The 22,396-nt window shown below is 69.8% G+C and carries 21 protein-coding genes; 4 read left to right on the top strand and 17 right to left on the bottom strand.

Annotated features, from left to right (window positions below):
• The first annotated feature begins 45 nt into the window (after positions 1-45).
• On the top strand, positions 46-597 hold the full coding sequence (locus PQV94_RS02705; protein ID WP_274287268.1) for an NUDIX hydrolase: 552 nt from the start codon (positions 46-48) through the stop codon (positions 595-597).
• A gap of 6 nt (positions 598-603) precedes the next feature.
• Here PQV94_RS02705 and PQV94_RS02700 read toward each other — a convergent pair whose 3' ends face one another.
• Positions 604-1,143, bottom strand: a complete 540-nt coding sequence (locus PQV94_RS02700) for a YaeQ family protein (RefSeq protein ID WP_274287267.1) — start codon at positions 1,141-1,143, stop codon at positions 604-606.
• Positions 1,144-1,154: 11 nt separating this feature from the next.
• On the bottom strand, positions 1,155-1,631 hold the full coding sequence (gene soxR / locus PQV94_RS02695; protein WP_274287266.1) for a redox-sensitive transcriptional activator SoxR: 477 nt from the start codon (positions 1,629-1,631) through the stop codon (positions 1,155-1,157).
• A 46-nt stretch (positions 1,632-1,677) separates the two neighbouring features.
• Here soxR and PQV94_RS02690 point away from each other — a divergent pair, with 46 nt between their 5' ends.
• The gene (locus tag PQV94_RS02690) at positions 1,678-3,087 is read left to right on the top strand and encodes an MFS transporter (protein WP_274287265.1); all 1,410 of its coding nucleotides are present in this window, start codon (positions 1,678-1,680) and stop codon (positions 3,085-3,087) included.
• Between the two features lie 18 nt (positions 3,088-3,105).
• Here PQV94_RS02690 and PQV94_RS02685 read toward each other — a convergent pair whose 3' ends face one another.
• From PQV94_RS02685 to PQV94_RS02675, 3 genes are read right to left on the bottom strand one after another with little or no spacing between them, the layout of a single operon-like run.
• Positions 3,106-4,596, bottom strand: coding sequence for a DUF6297 family protein (locus PQV94_RS02685; protein ID WP_274287264.1), 1,491 nt, complete (start codon positions 4,594-4,596; stop codon positions 3,106-3,108).
• Positions 4,593-5,219 carry an ABC transporter ATP-binding protein gene (locus PQV94_RS02680; protein ID WP_274287263.1) on the bottom strand — a complete coding sequence of 209 codons (627 nt, stop codon included), beginning with the start codon at positions 5,217-5,219 and terminating at the stop codon, positions 4,593-4,595. The genes PQV94_RS02685 and PQV94_RS02680 overlap by 4 nt, the downstream gene beginning before the upstream one ends.
• Positions 5,216-5,737 (bottom strand): MarR family winged helix-turn-helix transcriptional regulator, encoded by a 522-nt coding sequence (locus tag PQV94_RS02675; protein ID WP_274287262.1) that lies wholly within the window; start codon positions 5,735-5,737, stop codon positions 5,216-5,218. Before PQV94_RS02675 ends, PQV94_RS02680 begins: the two co-directional genes overlap by 4 nt.
• Positions 5,738-5,846: 109 nt before the next feature.
• Here PQV94_RS02675 and PQV94_RS02670 point away from each other — a divergent pair, with 109 nt between their 5' ends.
• Positions 5,847-6,788 carry an NADP-dependent oxidoreductase gene (locus PQV94_RS02670; protein ID WP_274287261.1) on the top strand — a complete coding sequence of 314 codons (942 nt, stop codon included), beginning with the start codon at positions 5,847-5,849 and terminating at the stop codon, positions 6,786-6,788.
• A 43-nt stretch (positions 6,789-6,831) separates the two neighbouring features.
• Positions 6,832-7,758: a methyltransferase family protein gene (locus tag PQV94_RS02665; protein WP_274287260.1), complete on the top strand. Its 927-nt coding sequence runs from the start codon at positions 6,832-6,834 to the stop codon at positions 7,756-7,758.
• Between the two features lie 35 nt (positions 7,759-7,793).
• On the opposite strand, the gene PQV94_RS02660 is transcribed toward PQV94_RS02665, so the two are convergent.
• The 12 genes from PQV94_RS02660 to PQV94_RS02605 all read right to left on the bottom strand — a co-directional run bounded on the left by PQV94_RS02660 (position 7,794) and on the right by PQV94_RS02605 (position 22,330).
• Positions 7,794-8,339 (bottom strand): gluconokinase, encoded by a 546-nt coding sequence (locus PQV94_RS02660; protein WP_274287259.1) that lies wholly within the window; start codon positions 8,337-8,339, stop codon positions 7,794-7,796.
• The gene (gene manD, locus PQV94_RS02655) at positions 8,336-9,574 is read right to left on the bottom strand and encodes a D-mannonate dehydratase ManD (protein WP_274287258.1); all 1,239 of its coding nucleotides are present in this window, start codon (positions 9,572-9,574) and stop codon (positions 8,336-8,338) included. The genes PQV94_RS02660 and manD overlap by 4 nt, the downstream gene beginning before the upstream one ends.
• Complete coding sequence (uidA, locus tag PQV94_RS02650; protein ID WP_443192700.1) at positions 9,571-11,331, bottom strand: beta-glucuronidase; 1,761 nt, start codon at positions 11,329-11,331, stop codon at positions 9,571-9,573. Before uidA ends, manD begins: the two co-directional genes overlap by 4 nt.
• A 67-nt stretch (positions 11,332-11,398) precedes the next feature.
• On the bottom strand, positions 11,399-12,763 hold the full coding sequence (locus tag PQV94_RS02645) for a mannitol dehydrogenase family protein (protein ID WP_274287256.1): 1,365 nt from the start codon (positions 12,761-12,763) through the stop codon (positions 11,399-11,401).
• Positions 12,760-14,145: a glucuronate isomerase gene (gene uxaC / locus PQV94_RS02640; protein WP_274287255.1), complete on the bottom strand. Its 1,386-nt coding sequence runs from the start codon at positions 14,143-14,145 to the stop codon at positions 12,760-12,762. Before uxaC ends, PQV94_RS02645 begins: the two co-directional genes overlap by 4 nt.
• Before the next feature lie 69 nt (positions 14,146-14,214).
• Positions 14,215-15,231 (bottom strand): LacI family DNA-binding transcriptional regulator, encoded by a 1,017-nt coding sequence (locus PQV94_RS02635; RefSeq protein ID WP_274287254.1) that lies wholly within the window; start codon positions 15,229-15,231, stop codon positions 14,215-14,217.
• A gap of 37 nt (positions 15,232-15,268) precedes the next feature.
• Positions 15,269-16,108 (bottom strand): ATP-binding cassette domain-containing protein, encoded by an 840-nt coding sequence (locus PQV94_RS02630; protein WP_274287253.1) that lies wholly within the window; start codon positions 16,106-16,108, stop codon positions 15,269-15,271.
• Positions 16,105-17,979, bottom strand: coding sequence for a dipeptide/oligopeptide/nickel ABC transporter permease/ATP-binding protein (locus PQV94_RS02625; RefSeq protein ID WP_274287252.1), 1,875 nt, complete (start codon positions 17,977-17,979; stop codon positions 16,105-16,107). The genes PQV94_RS02630 and PQV94_RS02625 overlap by 4 nt, the downstream gene beginning before the upstream one ends.
• Entirely contained in the window at positions 17,976-18,917 is a 942-nt protein-coding gene (locus tag PQV94_RS02620; protein ID WP_274287251.1) for an ABC transporter permease, read from the bottom strand. Before PQV94_RS02620 ends, PQV94_RS02625 begins: the two co-directional genes overlap by 4 nt.
• 59 nt (positions 18,918-18,976) lie before the next feature.
• Positions 18,977-20,518 carry an ABC transporter substrate-binding protein gene (locus PQV94_RS02615; RefSeq protein WP_274287250.1) on the bottom strand — a complete coding sequence of 514 codons (1,542 nt, stop codon included), beginning with the start codon at positions 20,516-20,518 and terminating at the stop codon, positions 18,977-18,979.
• 258 nt (positions 20,519-20,776) lie between these two features.
• On the bottom strand, positions 20,777-21,214 hold the full coding sequence (locus PQV94_RS02610) for a GNAT family N-acetyltransferase (RefSeq protein ID WP_274287249.1): 438 nt from the start codon (positions 21,212-21,214) through the stop codon (positions 20,777-20,779).
• Between the two features lie 78 nt (positions 21,215-21,292).
• Positions 21,293-22,330, bottom strand: a complete 1,038-nt coding sequence (locus PQV94_RS02605) for a hypothetical protein (RefSeq protein WP_274287248.1) — start codon at positions 22,328-22,330, stop codon at positions 21,293-21,295.
• Positions 22,331-22,396 lie beyond the last annotated feature (66 nt).

Here is a 22,396-nt window from a genome sequence, read left to right as displayed (position 1 = left end):
ACCAGGACGGCGCGGAGAGCTACGCGCATCGCCTAGCGTCGAGGGATGAGCGCGCTCTTCGCATCCGTGACCACCGCCGTCGACGAGTGGCGCGCCCGCGACGACGCCGAGGAGCGCACGCGCCGAGACTTCGTCGATGCGCTTCGCGACCACGGCCAGGCAGCCCTGGAGCGCTCGGGGCCGCCGACGCACGTCACGGCGAGCGCCTTCGTCTTCGACGACGACGCAGCGCACGTGCTGCTGTGCTTCCACGGCAAGGGCCGGTTCTGGGTGCAGCCCGGCGGGCACCTCGAGGCGGGTGACACCTCGGTGGCAGGCGCCGCACTGCGCGAGCTGCAGGAGGAGACCGGGGTGTCGCCCGCGCAGCTGCGCAGCATCGCGGTGGCGGATCTGGATCATCACGCCCTCGGCGGCGGGTTCGGCCGGTGCGCGTCGCACCTCGATATCGGCGTCGTGGGCCGCATCCAGGACGTGGCCGCCCCGCTCATCGTCAGCGACGAATCGGATGCGGTGGCCTGGTGGCCGGTGGCGGCGCTGCCGCCGAACTCGGCACCGGGTCTCGCCGGTCGACTGGCGCGGGTGCTCGCCACCCGCTGAGCGGTGCTACTGCGCGGGCTGCGCGATGACCTCGGCGTCGACGGCCGTGCCGTTCAGCTCGAGGTAGAGGCGCGATTCCACGACAGATACCGTCGCGGTGTTGCGGCGCGCGAGAGCGGGACGAGCCTCGTCGATGAAGCCCGGCGTGAAACTGACCAGGCGGATCGCGTCGCCCCGGTGGATCTTCTTGCCGTCCCACGAGGCGGCGACCTTCGCCGGGTCTCGGTGGGTGTAGACCACGACGCGACCGGCGAGCTTGCTGCCGAAGTGCAGCCGCGCCGCATCCGGAGCACCTACCTCGATCCACGCCGTGATCGCGCCCGTCGCGTCCCGCACGAGCACCGCGGGCTCCTCGGCCTGCGAGATGCCCTCGCTGAAGGCGATGCCCTCCTCGTACTCCAGGCAGAACGCGAGCACGCGGGTCAGCATGAACGCATCCGTCTCGGAGGGATGCCGCGCCGCCCGCACCGTGAACTGCTCGTAGACCCCGCGGTCCACATCCGACAGCGTCACATCGAACGTGTACATCGTCGCGCCGGCAGCCATAGCCATCGAGCCTACGCGGTGCGCGGTTCGTCGCCGTCGGCCTCCGCACGCAGCCGCCGGGCGCCGGCCCCCTCCCGGCCCAGCATGTCGTCGGGGTTGAGCACCCGGCAGGTGCGCAGGGAGAGACAGCCGCATCCGATGCAGCCGGCGAGCTCCGCTTCGAGGTTCTCGAGCTGGCGCCGACGCGCCTCCAGCCGCGCATGCCAGTCACGCGAGATCCGCCGCCAGTCCGATTTGTTCGGCATACGCTCGGCGGGAAGCTCCGCGAAGACGTCGGCGAGTTCGGCGAGCGGGATGCCGAAGCGCCGGGCCGCGACGATGATCCCGATTCTTCGCAGGACATACCTGGGATAGCGACGCTGGTTGCCCGCCGTGCGGACGGAGGAGATCAGGCCCTGGTCCTCGTAGAACCGCACGGCGCTCGGGGCGATGCCGGCGCGGCGGGCGACCTCACCCACACTCAGAAGATCGACGGGCGTCTGCGGCATCAGACCTCCTTGACTTAAAGTTCACTTGAACTCTTAGCGTAGAGGAATGAGCACCAAACCCATCGATCTTCCCTCGGACGTCGGGGAGCATCCTCCCCGCTGGCGGGACCTGTTCGCCGCACCGCACGCGGCCGCCGTCCTCGTCATGGCGAGCGGCGTCGCGCTGTACGCGATGAACCTCTACTTCACCGCGGCGCTGATGCCCTCCATCGCCGCCGACCTCGGCGGGGATCGCTACTACGCGTGGGCGTCGACGGCGTACCTCATTGCCGCAGTGGTCGCCACGATGCTCATCGGGCGCATCCTCGCCGCGCGGGGGTCGCGCGGGTCCTACCTCATCGCATTCCTGCTCTTCGCTCTGGGCACCGCCGTCTCGGCCGCGAGCCCCGTCATGGAGGTATTCGTCGCGGGGAGGGCCGTGCAGGGACTCGGCGCCGGCATGCTGACCGGTCTCGGCTACGCGACGATCCGCAGCGTCCTCCCGCCGTCGCTGTGGACGCGCGCCACCGGCCTCGTGTCGGCCATGTTCGGCGTGGGCACCCTCGTGGGCCCGGCGCTCGGCGGGGTGTTCGCGCAGCTGGGCGCATGGCGGATCGCCCTCGCGGCCGTCGTGGTCGTCGCCCTGGCCCTGATCCTCGCTTCACGTCGCGCGCTTCCCGCGGCCACCGGAGAGCAGGGCGAGCGCACACCGCTCCCCCTGCTCTCGATCACCGCGCTCGCCCTCACCGCGGCGCTGCTGAGCGTGAGCTCCACGGTGACCGGTATCGCCGCCCCGGTCACCGCGCTGGCCGCACTGGCCCTGTTGATCGCCTTCTTCGTCATCGACGCCCGCAACCCGCACGGCGTGCTGCCCCGGCTCGCCTACCGACGCGGCAACCCGCTGGCGTGGGTCTATCTGACCGTGGCGGCGCTGTGCGCGGGCGTGACGGCGGAGAACTTCATCCCCCTGTTCGCGCAGCAGCTCGCGGGAGCCACTCCCCTCGTCGCCGGCCTCGTGGGCGCGGCGATGTCGCTGGGGTGGACGCTGGCGCAGCTCGTCAGCGTGAGCGCGGGCCCGATCGCCGCGCGATGGGCCGTGCGCATCGGACCGATCGTGCTGTTCGCGGGTCTCGCGGCCTACGGGCTGCTGCAGACCGCATCCGCCTCGGGGTGGCAACTGCTCCTGGGAGCCGTCGCCCTTCTCGTCTCCGGCGCCGGCGTCGGCATGGCGTTCCCACACCTTTCGGTGGCGGCCATGCGCAGCGGCGGCGACAGCGGCGAGGGCGCGAAGGCCGCCGCCGCTGTCAGCACCACGCAGCTGATCGCGTTCACGCTCGCATCGGCGCTGGCCGGCAACCTGCTGGCCTGGGGCGACGGCTTCGCGCTGGCATCCGCGCGGTGGCTGATCTTCGGCATCGCAGCCGTCACCCTCGTCGGGATCCCGGCGGCGGCGATGGCGCTTCGACGGCGGCCATGAGCGGCCGGCGCGGCCGGTTCAACGCCGGCCGCGCCAGCGCACCGCGATGATGACGGCGATCACACCCGCCACGACGCAGGTCGCGAGCGGAGCCGCAGGCAGAACCACGATCGCCGCTCCGGACGCGGCGGCCAGCACGGCCGCATCCAGCGCCCACACGAGCCGCACGCCGGCCATCGGATCGCCCATCGGCGTCGACACGGGGGCGAGCAGGGCCACCGGCATCGGCCCCTTCAGCGCGCTCGCCAGCCGAAGGGCGAGCGTCATCAGCACCAGGAGCGCTCCGGCCAGCACGGGCGCCGCCCCGACTCCCGAGACCGTCGTGGCGAGCCCGGCGGCGATCGTCGCAAGGGCGATCGCCGCCGCGAGCGGGAACACCGCGTGAAGCGCGACGAGCGACGCATCCGCCACCCCGTACAGCGGCACATCGGCGGCAGCGCTCGCAGCATGACGGATGCCGTCGGTCACCGGACCCAGGCCCGCGAAGGCGAGGAGTCCGGCGACGGCACCGAGGACCATCGCCGGGGTGCCGGGCGCGGCCGCGATCGCCGCAAGGACGCCGGCGAGCGACAGCGCCGCGACGCCCAGGGCGAGACGCAGCGGCGTGCGCAGTGCACCGACCGCATCCCGGCGGATCACGGCCGACCACAGCCGGCCGTGCGCACCGACGGCGCGCAGGCGCCGACCGTGCGAGGGACGGGCGCGGTAGACGTCCGCGGCCCCTCCGAGATCGAGCCCGACCGCCGATGTCTGGGCCGTCTGGGCGCGTACCGCCTGGGCGAGCAGCTCGTCGGTGCGCAGTCGGTCGAGGAGCCAGGGAATCAATGCCGATAGGACGAGCGCCAGGGCGGCCAGCGGGATGGGAGCGCTCGTCGCTTCGCCGAGCGGGTATGACGCGGCGACCCAGCCCATCGGGGTCGCGATGCCGACGGCGGGAACGGCGATCGCCAGCACCCCGAGGCCGAGCACGATAGCCGCAGCCGGGAGCGCGAGGCGCGGCAGCGCCTGCCCGACAAGCCACGCGCAGATCGTGACCGCACCGCCGAGCGCACCGGCCACGGCGAACCCGATGACGGCGGCAGCGGAGGCCACCCCGTTCACGGCGAGGCTCGCGCCCGCCAGCACTGCTCCCGCAGTCCACAGTCCGATCGAGAGGATTCCCGCGATCAGCACGGGCCCCAGGAAGGCCCGCCGGCGCGAGAGGGCGCTGGTGCCGAGCGCCCAGGTGAGCGCGGGCGGGCGGAGGGCCGGCCCGCGCGACGGACCCCACGCCAGTGCGGCGGCCCAGATGATCGACGTGATCAGCGCGATCACGCGCGGAGCGCGCGGGTCTGCGAACAGCGAGAGCCCGCCGGGCCCCGCCGCCTCCAGCCAGACCGCTCGCACGACCGGCGCCACCGCAACGAGGGCGACCATCGCGAGCAGGTACACCGTGAAGGCCCGCTCGCCGCCGCTCCTGGCGCCCCGCTGCCGCCACAGGGCGACGGCGGTGCGCACGCTGCCGCTCACGCGACGCGCTCCAGGTGCACCGTCTCGTCGGCGACGATCTCCGCGAGCCGCGGATGGTGCGTCGCGATCACGAGCGTGACCCCCGCATCGCGTCGCGCCCGCAGTGCCGCGATGACCGCATCCGCGTGCTCGGGGTCGAGACGCTGCTCGGGTTCGTCGAGCAGGAGCACCTCGCACGGACGCACGAGCGCGAGCGCGAGGCCGAAGAGCTGCGTCTGCCCCGACGACAGCTCATGGGGGAACCGCTCGTGCAGCGCCTGCAACCCGAGCTCGCGCAGCACGGCGCGCGCACGGGCCTCCGCTTCATCCGGCGCGAACCACGTCACCGCGACGAGGCGGACATGCTCGAGCACCGTGAGATCGGGCGCGAACGGCGGCAGCCCGATCATCGCCGCAACGCGTCGACGATAGCTGCGGTCGCGCTGCGAGACGGCAGCGCCGGCGATGCGCGCCGATCCCGACGACGGTGCGCGCATCCCGGCCAGCACGCGCAGGAGGGTCGTCTTCCCCGAACCGTTGCCGCCGCGCACGGCCAGCGCCGTGCCCGCATCCACACGCCGGGTGATCGTGTCGAGAAGGGTGACATCACCGGAGACGACGCGCACCGCATCGAGCTCGATCATGCGAGACCCCCCTCGGGTGCTGCGACGCGGCGACGCCGGGCGGCCGCAGACCGCGGTGGCGTGTGCCTCATATGGTCGCGCACCCGCCCGAGGATGTCGGCGAGGGCATCGACGTCGCCGGGCGTGAGCCGCGCGAAGAGCAGGTCGTCGAGGATGGCGATGTGCCCGGGGAAGACCCTCCCGAGCACCTCGTTGCCCTGCGCGGTGAGAGTCACTGCGACGCTGCGCTCATCGTCGGGCGACGTCGATCGGGCGACGAGCCCCCGCTTCTCGAGCACCTGAGCCTGGTACGTCAGGCCGCTGCGGCTGTAGACGACGCCGTCGGCGAGATCCGTCATCCGCAGCGAGCCGTCCGGCGCATCGCCGAGCGTCGCGAGGAGCTGGAACTGGACATAGCTCAGATCGCCCGCCTCCTTGAGCTGCTGTTCCACGGCGTGACGAAGGAGGCTGCTGACCTCGATCAGACCGAAGTATGCGGCGAGCTGGACGGCGCTCGGACCCGTCGGCGAGGAACCCATAGAGCGAGAGTATCAGTGCTACCGATTCGAAGTAGTTGCTTCGAACTCGAACCACTGCTATGGTCGGCTCCATGCTTCGAATCCGAAGCACATATCTGAGGAGACAATCATGAAGGCAGTACGGTTCCACGAGACGGGCGGCCCCGAGGTGCTGCACTACGAGGACGCGCCGATGCCCGCCCTCGCCAGCGGCCAGGTACGTATCCGCGTCGCCGGCGTCGCGTACAACCCGGCCGACGGCGGGATGCGCGGAGGCTTCCTCCCCATCCCGATCACGCTTCCGCACACGCCCGGGTACGACGTCGCGGGCACCGTCGATGCGCTGGGCGAGGGTGTGGACGATCTGGAGATCGGCGACAGCGTCATCGGGCTGATCCCCATGGAGTCGGATGGCGCGGCCGCCGAGTACGTGGTCGCGCCCGCCGCCGTCCTCGTGAAGGCCCCGCGGACCATCCCCTTGGCGGATGCGGCGGGCCTGCCCTCGGTGGGACTCACCGCATCCCAGGCCCTGTTCAGGGCGGCCGGTCTCGTCGCCGGGCAGCGCGTGCTCATCAACGGCGCCGGCGGCCCGGTCGGCGGCTACGCGGTGCAGCTGGCCCGACGCGCGGGAGCCCACGTGATCGCCACCGCGAGCGGACGCAGCCGCGGCCAGGTCGAGGCCGCCGGTGCCCACGAGATCGTGGACCACACCGTCACCACACTGCGGGATGCCGTGACTGAGCCGGTCGACGTCCTGCTGAATCTCGCACCGATCACGGCGGAGGGCTTCGAGTCGCTCGTGCCTCTGGTGCGCGACGGCGGCGTCGTGGTCTCGACCACCCCGACGGTGCCGACACCCGGCGACGAGGCGCGTGGCGTCCGTGCGGTGACGATCTTCGTAAGCTCCGATGTCGACGAGCTCGCGGGCCTGGTGTCGCTCATCGATCGGGGCGAGCTCCGCGTGGACGTCGCCGAGCGCCTGCCGCTCACGGAACTGCCGCGGGTGCACGAACGCGCCGAGGCCGGTGACGTGCACGGGAAGATCGTGTTCCTGCCGTCGGCGGGCGACTGAGCGCGGATCAGGCGGCGCCGAGAGCACCCGGTACGGTTCAGCTATGGGCTGGGGCAGAGCGTACTTCGCCGCGCAGGCCGTGCTCGGTGCCGCCTGGTGGGTCGCGGTGTTCACGGTGCCGCTGGTGCGAACCCTCACCCTCGGGGTAATCGATCCGGCACTGATGGCGCTTCTCGACATCCCGTTCTTCGTCGGCGCCTCCGCCGTCGCCGCATTCGGCGTCCGGTGGGCGGCCGCGACCGCGACCGGATGGACCCTGCTGGTGACCGTCGGGCTCGCGATCTACGCCACCGTCACCCGTGAGGCCGGAGCAGGTGTCGTGCTCATGAGCGGCGCGGCGGCCGCATCCGTCGTGGCACTCTTCCTCGTGCGCGACGGACGGGTGCCGACGCAGCTGCTCCTGCGCGGCCCGTTCCGGTTCCGTGAGGCGGATGCGGCCGCGCCGGTACGACGCCACGTCCTCACGACCGGGATGCAGTTGGTGCTCTTCTGGGGCGCCGCCCTGGGTGTCGTCCCCCTCGTGATCGCGTGGCTGGAGCGGCGCTGGCAGCTCGCGATGTGGCTCGGCGCCCCGGTCGTCCTGTCCGGTGTCGTCCTCTTCGCCGCCGCGAGCGCACTCGGCATCTGGTCGGCCGCCGTCATGTCGACGAAGGGGCGCGGCACGCCGTTGCCGTCGGACACGGCGACGCGACTGGTGGTTGCGGGCCCCTATCGTTTCATCCGCAATCCGATGGCCGTCGCCGGCATCACGCAGGGAATCGCCGTCGGCATGATGCTGTCGTCCTGGCTCGTGGTCGTCTACGCCGTCTGCGGGTCGCTCGTGTGGAACTACGCGATCCGCCCGCATGAGGAGCGCGACCTCGAGGAGCGCTTCGGCGCCGCGTTCCTCGACTACCGTCGCCGGGTGCGGTGCTGGGTCCCCCGGTGGCGGAGCGCGGACTGCGCGAGCGCGCATCCGTTTGTCGAGTGAGCATCCAATCGGGTGCTCACTCGCCAAACGGGTGCTCACTCAGCGGAGCGCGCCGCCGCCTCAATGACCGCCGGGGCACCTCGAAGCCCCTCGACGACCGCGTCCACGACGGCGTCGAGACCGGCGCCCGATACGGCCACCGTGACACCCGCCTCATCGCGACCGAGAGGTTCGAGGGTCGCGAGCTGCGAGCGCAGCAGACTCGCCGGCATGAAGTGTCCCTCGCGCGCGGCGAGCCGTCGGGTGAGCTCGTCGTCCGACGGCTCGAGCAACACGAAGACGAGATCCGGAGCGGCGTCACGAAGCAGGTCGCGGTAGGAGTGCTTGAGCGCCGAGCAGGCGACGACCACATGCTCCGCCGCGGCCACCGCCTCCCCGACTGCCCGCAGCCAGGGCGCGCGGTCGTCGTCGTCGAGCGCAACACCCGCTGCCATCTTCGCGACGTTCGCCGCCGGATGCAGGTCGTCGGCGTCGAGGAAGACGGCGTCCAGGCGCGACGCGAGCGCCATCGCCGTGGTCGTCTTCCCCGCGCCGGAGACACCCATCACGCAGATCCGTCGCGGCAGAGGCTTCTCGCTCACCAGTCGTGCACGGTGCCGTCGGCGAGGCGGTTGTAGGGCAGGTAGGCCTGCTCGTACGGATACTTGCCCGCCTCGTCGAGGTTCAACTCGACTCCGAGGCCCGGCTTGTCACCGGGGTGCAGGAAGCCGTCCTTCCATGTGAAGGACTGCTCGAACGTCGCGTCGGTCTTCGCGCCGTGCTTCATGTACTCCTGGATGCCGAAGTTGTGGATCGAGAGTCCGAGATGCATGGCGGCGGCCATCCCGACCGGCGAGATGTCGGTCGGCCCGTGCATCCCGGACTTGATCTGGTACTGGGCCGCGTAGTCGAGCACCTTCTTGAGGTGGCTGATGCCCCCGGTGTGCGTGACGGCGGAGCGCACGTAGTCGATGAGCTGCTCGCGGATGATCTGCTGGTAGTCCCACACGGTGTTGAAGATCTCTCCGATCGCCAGCGGGGTCGTCGTGTGCTGGCGCACCAGACGCAGCGCCTCCTGGTTCTCGGCTGGGGACACATCTTCCAGCCAGAACAGGTCGTACGGCTCGAGCGACTTGCCGAGCTTCGCAGCCTGGATCGGGGTCAGGCGGTGATGAGCGTCGTGCAGGAGCGGCAGTTCCGGGCCGAACTCGTTGCGGACGGCTTCGAACACGGTCGGCACGTGACGCAGGTAGCTGCGCGTGTCCCAGTCCTCTTCGTTGGGCAGCGCGCCGCGCTGTGCGGGTTCATGGTCGTATCGCACACCGCTGTTGGCCTCGTACGTCGCGTTCGAGGCGATTCCGTAGATGGATTTGAGTCCGGGAACGCCGGTCTGGACGCGGATCGCGCGATAGCCCTGTTCCTGGTGCGCACGCACCGAGTCGAACAACTCCTCGGTCGTCTTTCCCGAGGCGTGACCGTACGCGAGCAGGCCGTTGCGGGACGCCCCGCCGAGCAGCTGGTACACGGGGAGCCCTGCCTGCTTGCCCTTGATGTCCCACAGCGCCATGTCGACGGCGGCGATGGCCGCCATCGTGACGGGTCCGCGTCGCCAGTACGCCGATCGGTACAGGAACTGCCAGGTGTCCTCGATCCGCGAGGCATCGCGCCCGATCAGCAGCTGCGCCACGTGATCGCGGAGGTAGGCGACGACCGCGAGCTCACGCCCGTTCAACGTCGCGTCCCCGAGACCGGTGATCCCCTCATCCGTCGTCAGCTTCAGCGTGACGAAGTTGCGGTCGGGGCTGGTGACGATGACTTCGGCCTTCTCGATGATCATGCGCCGCTCTCCTTCTTCTCGTGGGTCGTTCCGATGGCCGTCCACCGCTCCCGCAGACTCCGCGCCACCGACTTGGGACGCCGGTCGCGGGTGAACACGCCCTTCTTGTTTCCGTCGACGCGGACCACACCGCTCGTGGTCTGGAAGTCCGCGAAGTTCCAGATCTGCTCTCCGACGACGGCCGGTATGCGATCGAAGACACGGTGGTACATCGCGAGGAACTCGATCTGGTACTCCTCGCTCCACGGGCCGGGATGCGCGGAGTGCAGACCCGCCATCGTGTCCACGCCGTACTCGGTCATGATGATCGGCTTGTCCCATGTGCTCTGCCAGCCGCGCAACTCCGTCTCGAGCGCCCGCTCCGCCGCCACCAGGTCTCCGGTCATCTCGTACCAGCCGTAGTAGCGGTTCAGGCAGACGATGTCGAAGAGGTCGACGATCCTGTCGTTGTCGAAGCGCGCCGCGCCCTGGTTCGCGAACGTCACCGGACGGGTCGGATCGAGCTGCCGTGTCAGCGCGACGAGCGGCTCGAAGTAGCCGCGGGAGCCTTCCTCGCTCGAGGCCGGCTCGTTGGCGATGCACCACATCACGACCGAGGGATGGTTCTTGTCGCGCGCGATCAGCTCCCGGATGGCGGCGGCGTGCGCGGCCTGCGTGCGGTCGTTCATCGCGTCGGGTGAGAACGTCGGCTCAGGCCTGTCGCCGTTGAATCCCGCGACCATGTTGATGTTGAGACCGACCGCTGCGGTCTCGTCGATCACGACGATGCCGTGCCGGTCGGCGTAGTCGAGCCACTCCTCGGCATACGGGTAGTGCGAGGTCCGGAACGAGTTCGCGCCGATCCACCGCATGAGTTGGAAGTCGTGCACCAGGACGGCGGCGTCGTGCCCCTTGCCCCGGATGGGCGAGTCCTCGTGCCTGCCGAACCCGGTGAAGTAGAACGGTGCGCCGTTGATGAGGAACCGCTGCCCCACGACTTCGACGGTGCGCACGCCGATGGGCTGCTCGTAGACGTCGCCGTCCTCACCCAGACGCACCCGCATCCGGTACAGGTAGGCTGCCCCGGGCTGCCAGAGGCGCACGTCGGTGATCGTGAGGCGGCCGCTCGCTCCCACGGACGTCGCCACGACGACATCGTCCTCGTCGAGCAGCTCCACCTGCACCGTCGGCTGCCCGCCGTCGACGCTCACCCTGTAGTCGACGCTCGCATCCGCGCCGTGCACATCGGTGACCGCGGCGATGTCCGCGATGTACTCCCGTGGAGTCGAGATCAGTCGCACGCTGCGTGCGAGGCCGGCGTAGTTGAAGAAGTCGTGACGATAGCGCTGCGTCTCGCGTCCATCCGGTCCCTCGCCGACGACCCCGGGCGGGATGGTGGCCTGGGTGAGCCGGTTGTCGACGGCGATGGTCACAAGCGCCGACGTCCCCGGGGTGACGGCCTGGGTCAACTCCACCTCGAACGGGGTGTAGCCGCCTTCGTGGTGGGCGAGCCTGCGCCCGTCGACGTACACGGTGCCGGCGTGGGTGGCTGCGTCCACCCGCAGCGCGATCCGTCGCCCCTCCCAGCCCGCGGGGACGTCGATGCGCTGCTGGTACCAGACCACACCCACGTGATTGCGGATCTCGGGCTCGAGGAAGATGTCGTTGTAACTGGCGGGCACCGGAGCCACGCGGGTCACGGGCAATGGAGCCTCCCACGGGCGCTCCCCGACCTCGGTGTCGAGCGCAAAGGCCCACAGTCCGTCCAGCGACCTCATGTCGCGGCTCCGACTCGAACGCGGTGTCAGCATGTCGTCTTCCCTTTCGTCGATGTCACAACGTCGCTCATCGAACGACCACCCGGGAGCTCGCAGCCCGCCCGGCAGCGCCTTCTTCGTGCACGGCCTCGGCGAGCGCATCCACGTATGCCTCGTCGCCCGCGAGCTCTGCGTCGAGTCCGGCCAGCGCGGTGCGCACCGCGTCGACGCCGGCTCTGTCATCGCGGGCCGAATCGGCGATCCACGACGCGACCGCGCGGGTGGCCGCATCCGCGGATCTCCCCTCCGCGCGTTCCGCACGGATGAGCGGGATCACGCGCACGCGCAGTTTGCTCTCGGTGTCGAGCGCGATCTGGTCGAGCAGGTGCCGGATCCTGCCGTTCGCGAACCGCGAGCGCAATCGGACGCGGTACTCCTCGGCGCCGAGCTCAGCGGGAAGGTGACGGATGGCGTCATCCCACAGCTGTTCCACCCATCCGCCGACGACCGGGTCGTTCATCGCCGCGTCGACGGTCGCATGACCGCGCGCCCGACCCGCCGTCGCCAGCAACGTGTGCGCACCGTTCAGCATCCAGAGCTTGCGCCGCTCGAACGGCTCCAAGTCGTCGACGATCCTGACGCCGGCGGACTCCCAGTCCGGGCGCGGCGCGCGGAAGGCGTCCGCGATGACCCAGTCGGCGAAGGGTTCGGTCACCACCGGTGCGGCGTCGGCGAATCCGGTGAGCCGGAGCGCGTCCTCACGATCGACCGCCGTCGTGCGCGGCGTGATGCGGTCCACGGATGCGGAGGCGACGCCGATGAGCTTGTCGAACTGCTCGAGCGCCTGCTCGCCGGCCGGCTCCAGCAGCATCCGCAACAGGTCGCGCGTCACACCACCGTTGTCGGGCAGGTTGTCGCAGGCGATGATCGTGAGCCCGCCCGCGTCCGCACGGCGACGCGTCTCGAGTCCGAGCGCGAGTCGTCCGAGAGGCGTGACCGGGTCGACGCGGCCGCGCAGGTGCACGTCGGCGAAGCGGGCGCGCAGGATGTCGCGGTCCCGACGCAGCGCCTCGCTCAACTCCGCGCGGCCGGCTCCGTACCCTGCCTCCGTGATGGTCAGCGTCGCGATCGACACATTCGGGTCGGCCACCAGTCGCGTGAGGGCCGCGACGTCCGCTCCGTCATGCGCCTGCGAGAGAGGATCCATGATCTGCGCACGATCTCCCTCCGCGGCACGCTCGATGAGGGTGTAGAGACCGCCCTGCGCGGCGAGCGCGGCGGCCGCGTCCGGGCGGCGCCCTGAGAACGCGGCGATACCCCAGTCCTGCCCGTCCGACGCCATCGCCGTGAACCATGCCTGGTGGGCACGGTGGAACGCTCCGAGCCCCAGGTGCACGATGCGCACGGGCTTCGACGGGCGGCTGATCGCGCCTCTGCTGAGACGAACGTTCACAGTTTGAAGACCTTCCGGGGCTGCGCGTCGACCTGGTCGTGGATGATCCGGAACGCGGCCTCGGGGCGCACGCGCCCCTGAACGACGAGCCGGGCCAGGAACGCCGCGTCGAGCCGACGCGACATGTCGTGACGTACCGGGATCGACAAGAACGCGCGCGTGTCGTCGATGAAGCCGGAGTTCCGGGTGAAGCCTGCCGTCTCTGTGACCGCCTCCCGGAAACGCATCCCCGCATCCGGTGCGTCGAGGAACCACCACGGTGCGCCGATGAACACCGAGGGGTAGAAGCCCGCCAAGGGAGCGATCTCTCGGGAGTAGGTCGTCTCGTCGACCGCGAAGAGCACGATGTGCATGCCGGGCACGAGACCGACCTCCTGCAGCAGCGGGCGGAGCTCGTCCGTGAACCGCGTCGCGAGCGGGATGTCATGTCCGCGGTCGGCACCGAACCTCTCGTACGCCGCCGTGTGATGGTTGCGGCGCACGCCAGGGTGGATGGTCATGACCAGTCCGTCGCGGGCGCTCATGCGCCCCATCTCGAGCAGCATGTGCCCGCGGAACAGTTGGCTCTCGTACGGCGAGAGGTTCCCCCGCAGCGCCCGGTCGAAGAAGGCCGGGGCGTCGTCGGCGAGATCGGTCGTGAGCAGCTCCGCCACACCGTGGTCCGCCGAGACGGCGCCATGAGCGATGAAGTGCTCACGACGCGCGCGCAGGGCTTCGAGATACGCGGCGAACGTGGTCGCGCCGGCCCGTGCGGTGAGTGCCGTCACGGCTTCCTCGAAGTCCGCACCCTCGGGATCCAGGTAGCGGTCCGGCCGGAAGGTCGGCATGACCCGTCCGCCGAAGGAGGGATCCGCCGCGAGGGCGGCGTGGTCGCCGAGGTCGTCGAGCGGATCGTCGGTCGTCGCGAGTGCCTCGATGCCGAAAGCGTCGAACAGCGCGCGCGGGGCGAACGAGGGATCGGCCAGGCGCTGGGCGATCCGTGCGTACACCGCGTCGCCATTCTCGGACGACAACGATTCCTCGATGCCGAACACCGCGCGCAGCGTCTGCTCGATCCAGTATCCGGATGCGGTTCCCGCGAACGAGGGCCAGTGGTCGACGAACGTGCGCCACCCCTCGATACCGGGGCTGCGCCCGGCATCCAACCCGAGCGACTCGTACGTCACGCCGCCCGCGTGGAGCAGCCTCGTCACATAGTGGTCGGAGGTGATCAGCAGCTGCGTCGGATCCGTCCATGCGTCGTCGCGCCGCAGCATCCCGGCATCCACGTGGCCGTGAGGCGAGATGATCGGAAGCTCGCGCACGGATGCGTAGAGGTCGCGGGCGATGGCGCGCGCGGTCGGGTCGACGGGGAGCAGGCGATCCTCGTTGAAGTCTGTCATTCGGGGTCTCTCGGGGTACAACCGGTTGCCATCCGCGATGTCGGACGCGACCGGAGATGGGGGAACGAGTCAGGCGCGCGCGCCCGTGGAGTCGCGCACGACGAGTTCGGTGGGCAGGAGATCGTGAGGGTCCTCAATGCCCAGGACGGCTCGCACGGCGCGTCTGCCCGCCTCGGCGAGCGGCGAGCGGATCGTCGTCAGCGCGGGCACGGTGAAGTCGCTTCCGAAGATGTCGTCGAAGCCGACCAGGCTCAACTCACCCGGAATCGACACCCCTCGCGCCGTCGCCGCCTGAAGCACACCCAGCATCATGAGGTCGTTGTAGCCCATGATCGCCGTGGCCGCGGACTCCAGCAGGTCGTCGAGGATCGCTGCGCCGCCCTCACGGGTGGGAATCGTGTTGGCGAACTCCACCAGCTCGATGCCGTGCGCATCCGCCGCGCGGGCGATCGCTGCCGCGCGCCGCTCGCTGATCCAGGAAGAGGTCGGGCCCGGGACGTAGCCGATCACCTCGTGTCCGAGGCCCGCGAGATGCGCCACGGCCTCGTCGACGCCGGTGCTCAGATCCGGCAGGACGCTGGCCACCGCCTCGCCGACATCCCGGTTGATCGTGACCAGGCGCTTGGACTTGGCCAGGGCACGGATCGAGGGCGGGTCGAGTCGCGTCGTCGCGAGGATGATGCCGTCCACCGACGGCAGCAGGCGCTGCGCGTCGACGAGCTCACGCTCGCTCGACTCCTCCGACTCGGAGATGATGACGGTGTAGTCGTGGAGAGAGGCCTCTCGCGCCGCGCCGCGGATGATGTCGAACACCACGGGGTTCGTGATGTCAGCCACCAGCAGAGCCAGCGTGTGCGTGCGCCCCGTCGGGAGTGCGCGGGCCAGCGGATTGAGCCGGAAGCCCAGCTCCCGCGCCGCCTCGTGGATGCGCTCCGCGGTCTTGGTGTTCACGCGCGCAGGCTGACTGAACGCCCGCGACACCGTGGAGGGAGCCACGCCCGCGATCTTCGCGATGTCGTAGATCGTCGGCGCACCGGTGCTGCGACCCCCGGGCCGGGGTTCGTCAGCCTCTGTCTGCGCGCTCATCTGGCCACCCCGTTTCTCAGCCTAGGCCAGCGCGCGCTCATGCCGCCTCCGCATCCGCGCGCGCCGCCTGGCGCAGCAGGCGACGCTCGCGCTGCACGTCGGGGTCCGGCGAAGGCGAAGCCAGCAGCAGGCGTCGAGTGTAGGGATGCGACGGCTCCGTGGTGACCTGGGCGGCGGGACCCTGCTCGACGATGTCACCCCGGTACAGAACGGCGACGTCGTGGCTGATGTGGCGAACGACATCCAGGTCATGCGAGACGAAGAGGTAGGACACCCCGGTGTCCTGCTGGATCTCGAGGAAGAGGTCCAGCACCTTCGCCTGCGTCGTCAGATCGAGCGCGCTCACCGGCTCGTCGCAGACGATCAGCTTCGGCTGGAGAGCGAGCGCACGCGCGATGGCGATGCGCTGACGTTGTCCGCCGGAGAACTCCCGCGGCAGGCGACCGACGGCGTCGGCGGGAAGACCGACACGGTCGAGCAGCGCACGCACCCGCGACGCGCTCTCACGACGACCCAGCGCCTGGGTGATCAAAGGCTCGGCCAGGATGTCCCCCACCTGCATAGCCGGATTCAACGAGGAGTACGGATCCTGGAAGACGACCTGGATGTCGCGCGCCAGACGGCGACGCTGACGACGCCCAGCCGCGGAGATCTCGGCCCCTTTGAAGCGGATGGATCCGGCTGTCACGGGCGCGAGTCCCAGGATGGCGCGACCGATCGTCGTCTTTCCCGATCCAGACTCCCCGACGAGACCCAGCGTGCGACCCTCGGCGATCTCGAGCGAGACGCCGTGCAGGATCTCGCTCGCAGGCTTGCGCCATCCCTTTCCCGGGTAGGAGACGACGAGCGAGTCGACCTCCAGCAGTGCACCGCTCATCCGCGGGCCTCCTTCGTCAGCATCTGCAGGGGCTGCTTGCCCTCGAGCATCGAATCCAGCAGTGTGCGGGTGTACTCCTCGCGCGGGGCGCGCAGTACATCGCGCACCGCGCCCGTCTCGATGAGCCGTCCGTTTCGCATGACCGCCACCCGGTCGGCGAGGTCTGAGACCACGCCGAAGTTGTGCGTGACCAGCACGATGGCCACTCCCAGCTTGTCGCGCATCTCGCGGAGGAGTTCGAGCACCTCCGCCTGCACCGTCACATCCAGCGCCGTCGTGGGCTCGTCGGCGATGATGAGGTCCGGCCCGCAGCTCACCGCTCCCGCGATGAGCACGCGCTGAGCCATGCCGCCGGAGATCTCGTGCGGGTACAGGTCGAAGGTGCGGGTGGGATCGGCGATGCCGACCCGCTCCAGCAGATCGAGGACCCGCTTCTTCGCCTCGGACTTTCCGATGCCCAAGAGCTTGACCATCGGTCGGCTCAGCTGGTGGCCGATCGTGTAGGCCGGATCGAGGTTCGACATGGGCTCCTGCGGGATGTAGGAGACCCGTCGTCCGCGCAGCGCGGCGATACGCTGCTGCGAGACCGTGCCGCTGCCGGAGGCGACCGTCTGGACACCGTCGATCACGATCGAGCCGGCCACGATACGCGCGGCGTCCGGCAGCAGGCCGAGGATCGCGAAGGCCGTCTGACTCTTGCCCGAGCCGGATTCACCCACGATGCTCAGCACCTCCCCCCGGTCGACGTGGAGCGTGACGCCTTCGACGACGCGCTTGATCGACCCGGCGGGCGTGGGGTAGCCGATCGCGAGGTCACGCACCTCCAGCAGGTGCGACCCGCTCGGCACCTCGGGTGCCGATGAGGGTGCCGAGGACGGCGTGGGCACCGCGGTGGGCTCCTCCCGGGTTTCCTCGACCGGCAGGACGAGGTTCGTGCCGGCGACCGCATCCGTCACGATGCCCGTCTGGAGCGCGGCTTCGACGGCCTTGCGACTCACCTTGACCTGGGGGGCGTCCTCGAGCGCATCGCGCAGCGCATTGCCCAGCAGCACGAACGCGCCGACCGTGACGCCGATGGCGACGGCGGGCCAGACGATGAGACCAGGGGCGATGTAGATGTTGCGGAACCCCTCGCTGAGCATGGCTCCCCAGGTGACCTCCTGGGGGTTGCCGAGACCGAGGAACTCGACACCGGACTGGATCGCGATCGCAACACCGGCGACCAGGGCGGTCTGGATGATGATCGGCGCACGGACGACCGACATGACGTGACGCCCGATGATGCGCGCGTCGCTCAGTCCGGAGACGCGGGCGGCATCGACATAGAGCTCGTTGCGCACCGACTGCACGGCGGTGCGGGTCAGCCGGTAGTAGCCGGGTGAGATCAGGATGCCGAAGACGACCATCGCCAGCCAGACGGAGGGGCCGAGCGCCGTGCGCACCGAGAGCAGCACGATGATCGCGGGCAGGCTCAGCAGCAGGTTGGCCGTCCAGTTCGACGCGGTGTCGAACCAGCGCCCGTAGTAGCCGGCGAGCAGGCCCGCCGGCAGACCGATCGCGATCGCGACCGCGGCGCAGAGCAGGGCGGACAGGAGGGTGAGCTGAGCTCCCCACAGGAGGCGACTGTAAACGTCGCGGCCGGCGGAGTCGGTGCCGAGCAGGTGGTCGGCACCCGGCTGCGCGAGGGTGTTGCCGACCTCGGCGAAGTTCGGCCCGTACGGTGCCAGCACTCCGGCGAGCGCGGCGATCATGGTGACGGCGACGAGGACGACGAGCGATACGGCGCCGAGCGGATTGGTGAGCACCCGCACGATGACGGGGCGCCGACGGGGGGCATGCGGAGCGAGTGCGATCGCGACCGTGGAGCTCATGAGGTGCGCACCTTCGGGTTGAGCCAGCCGTTGGCGAGGTCGACCAGCAGATTGACGATGATGACGATCACGACGGTGTAGAGCACGACGCCCATGACGATGGGGATGTCGCCGTTGACCGTCGCGTCCACGGCGAGCTGTCCGATGCCGGGGATGGCGAAGATGCGCTCGATGATGACCGCCCCGCCGAGCAGTCCGACGAACTGCAGGCTGAGCACCGTGAGTCCGGCGGGGGCCGCCCCGCGCAGCACGTGTTTGAGCAGGATCTCGCGCTCACCCAGGCCGCGACTGCGGAGGGTACGCACGAAGTCGCGCTCGCGCTGGACGATGACGGCGGATCGGATCTGCTGCGCGCTGGCGGTCACGTAGTTCAGCACGATCGCGACCACCGGGAGGGTGAGAGAAGCGACCCATGCGTCGATGCCGGCGCCAGGGCTGATGCTGCTGACGGCCGGGAAGAGCTTCAGCTGCACCGCGAAGATCGTGACCAGGGCGATGGCCAGCACGAAGCCGGGGATCGCGTCGCCGACGATCGCCCCGACCTGGACGAGCCGATCGACCCAGCCGCGCTTGATCGCTGCCGCGGTTCCCAGGATGGTGGCGAAGACCGCGACGAGCACGATCGAGACGATGACGAGAGTGAGGGTTACCGGTACACGGGTGACGAGGGCGTCGGACACGGTGAGCGTGCCGAACCAGCTGCGCCCGAGGTCACCGGTCAGGGCTCCGGTCGCCCAGTGGAAGAAGCGCACGGGCAGCGGCTGGTCCAAGCCGAGCTGCTGCTCCTTGAGCGCCACCTGCTCGGGCGTCGCCTGGTCGCCCAGGATGTTGCGCGCGATGCTGCTGCCGTTGAAGAACAACAGTGAGTAGGCGAGCGCGCAGATGACGACCAGCAGGATCACGCCTGAGATCAGTCGTCGGATGATGAAGGAGATCATCGAGAAGACTCCAATGTCCGGGGGTGGATGCGGGGGCGCGGGGCCCCCGCATCCGGATGTCAGCCTGCCGGCGTGTAGTTGTAGATCGCCGGCACGGCGGACTGGATCTGCTTCTCGACCGAGACCACGTCCGACTTGTAGACGTAGATCTGATCGATTCGATAGACGGGCGCGAACCACGCCTCATCCGTGACGTACTCGTTGACCTTCTTCGCCAGCTCCGAGGACTCCGCACCGCCGGTCTGCACGGCGTCGATGAGCTGCTGCAGCTCCGGCGTCGTCGTCTTGAACGGGTTGTAGAGCGCGTTCGTCGAGATGAGCTGGTTGATGGCCACCCACGGCTCGCCCTGGAAGTAGTTGAAGTACACCGCCGGGAACTTGCCCGCAGCCAGGTCTGCGAGGAACGTGGAGGTCGAAACGGGCTCCGACTGCACGCGGATGCCGACGTCGGCGAGCTGCTGAGTGAGGGCTGCGAGCGGCGTCTCGAAGCCCGGAATAGCGGGCAACGGCAGGTCGAACCCGTCGGGGTATCCGGCATCCGCAAGGAGCTTCTTCGCCTTGGCCGGGTCGTAGTCGTAGGTGCCGTCCAGGTCGTCGACGTACGCGCCGCTGTCCGGGCCGAACACCTGGTCGGTCGATTTTCCGTAGCCGAGGAGGATCGACTCGAGCAGGGTGTCCCGGTCGAGCGCGTAGTTGATGGCCTGACGGACTCGCTTGTCGGCGAGGGCCGGCACGATGGAGCCGTCGCGGTCCATCAGCACGAGTCCCTGCCAGTCGACGCGGTAGTCCTCGATCTGCGCGAGGTTCGCCGACTTCGCCTGCGCGGCGGTCGGGGCGTCGAGGATCGTCGCGTCCACCTGACCGGAAAGGATCGCGTTCAGTCGCGCGGTCGTTTCCTGGAACGACTTGAGGACGATCTTGTCGTACTTCTGCAGGTCGGGGTTCCAGTAGCCCTCACGTGCCGTGAAGACGAGCTGTGAGCCGGGCACCGACGATGCCGTGTCCATGACATACGGACCGGATCCGACCGGCGTCGAGATGATGCTCTCGGTGCCGATCGATGCGGGGCTGCCCATGAGACCGGCCGCCTGCGACAGGTAGAACTCGAGGGCGGGGTCGGGCTGGCTGAGGTTGAGGGTGACCGTGTCGTCGTCGACGACGTCGACGCTCTCCAGCGCGGCGAGCTGCGATGCCTGCCGACCGTTGCCGGACTTGAAGTTCTCGAGGTTCGCCTTCACCGCCTCCGCGTCGAAGGCCGCGCCATCGCTGAAGGTGACGTCGTCGCGCAGGTCCAGGGTCAGCGCCGTGTTGTCGTCGTTGTACTGCCACGAGGTGGCGAGCATGGGCGTGAGAGTTCCGTCCGGCTCACGCAGCAGCAGGGAGTCGTAGGTCACCTGGAACGGCTGCAGGCCGTGCCCGACGTGCGCCTGCGACGGGTCCCAGGAGGTGGGCTCGGCGATGATGCCGAGGGTGAGCGTGCCGCCATGACCGGAGCCGCCGCTGCTGGCGGGGGTCGAGCCGCCGGCCGAGCAGCCGACGACGGCGACCGCGGCCGTGACGCCCAGGGCGGCGAGCGCGCTCACTCGTGCTGTGAACTTCATTGTCTGTCCCTTCTGGACACCATTGGAGAAGGGCACTCGCGGCGGCTCGTACCGGCCGTCGGGATGTCCGGCGCGGCGGCACGTCGTGTGTGCTGCGCATCACGTTAGACGATGCAATCGGTTGCCGCAACCGGTTGCCATTCGCCGCCCACGGAAGGCGCCATCCCCCGCACTCGGAAAGCAGCAACCGCCTCCCGCGAGCGCGCATCCGTTTGTCGAGTGAGCATCCAATCGGGTGCTCACTCGACAAACGGGTGCTCACTCGGCGGAGCGCACCCACCGCCGCCACTCGGACTGAGGGCTGAATCCCGCGGCGGCCCAGAACGACTGCCCCAGGCCGTTCTGCTCCAGCACCATCGCGTCGAGCCGCCTCGCTCCCAGACGCATCAGCCGGTCCTCGGCGCGACGAAGCAGCTCACCCGCGATCCCGCGGCCTCGCAGCTCAGGGTGAACGGCGAGGCGGTAGAGGTGCGCGCGCCATCCGTCCCAGCCGGAGATCAGCGTGCCGACCACCCGCTCCTGCTGCACGACGATCTCGAGAGCCATCGCGTCCCGGAGCACCAACGCCTCCACCGTCGCGGCGTCGTCGGACGGACGAGCATCGTTCTCTGCCGCATCCGCCCAGAACGCGAGGATGCGGGCGATGTCCTCGACACGGGCCTGACGGAAGACGAGGTCATCGAGGTTCGCGCTCACACGGCGAGCGTAATCCCGTGACCACCGGTCGTTCTCCCGCCCCTACGCGAGCGCGCATCACTCGGCGCAGGTCGCGCGTCAGAACTCGCCGAGCACGCGTGCGATCGCCCAGTGGCTGCGCACCAGCGGATCACGGAACCGCACGCCGTCGCCGACCCGCTCCACCAGCGGCGAGACGGTCACGGCCGTGAGCGCGCTCACGGCGCGATAGACGTCCTGCTGTCCGACACCCGGATAGACGTGCTCGACGAGTCGGGCCAGCCGGCGAATGCTCACCACCTCGTCCGCCGCATCGACCAGAAGATCGAGAGCCTGCGCCGCGAGCAGACGCTCCCTGGGATCGGCGGAACGATCGAAGGTCACGAACTTCGCCATGATCCTCCGCGGCATGGCCGCATGGCGGATCCGAAACGCCGCGCGGGCGTTCGCCGCGGTGAGGCGCGCGACTCCACCCGAGCGCAGGATGCCGGCGTCGAGACACGTGTCCAGCATGAGCTGGTGCGCGACGCCCGGCAGATGGCCGCTGCAGCGAACGAGATCACCGAGCACCGCGGACGCATCGATGCCGAGCACGGCCGCCCCCGCCTCGAGCAGCGCCGTCACCTCCGACCGCGCCATCGGCGGCACCTCGACCTCGGCCAGGCGCGACTCGAGCTCGAGGGAGAGGCGACCGAGCTGCCCCGGCTCATCCACCGCGGCGATCGCGATCTGAGTCAGGCCGGGATGGATGGTGGCCAGATCGCTGACGCCCTTCCAGTGATCGAAGAGCGCACGCCGATCCGGCTCCGAGAAGCGATGCACATCGTCGTACACGATGCACAATCGACTCCGGCCCACAGCACGGGCTGCATCGGCATGCTCGGCGACCTCGCCGACGGTGAGCACGGTCGCCCCGGGGCGACGCACCTCGACCTCCACCGGCTCCCCGACCACATCCAGGCCCTGCTGCAGGACGCTGGTCTTGCCGGCACCCGTCGGCCCGTACACGAGCAGCTGCCGCCCGGGCGTGAGCACGGCCGCCGCGACACGCTCGGTGATGGCGCGGCGATCGACGAGCGCCAGGCGTGCGGGACTGCTGGGGGTGAAGACGTCGAAGACGTCGGGGGCATCGAGCACAACCGACTCCGAGTGGGTGGGAGCAGCGACTGTCGCGTCGCAACTGATCCACTATCTCACTAAGAG

Origin of the sequence: Microbacterium sp. Clip185 (genome assembly GCF_028743715.1) — a bacterium.
Classification (GTDB): Bacteria; Actinomycetota; Actinomycetes; order Actinomycetales; family Microbacteriaceae; genus Microbacterium.
The sequence above is the reverse complement of the archived record's forward strand: the minus strand, read 5'-3'. Positions and strand labels throughout refer to the sequence as shown.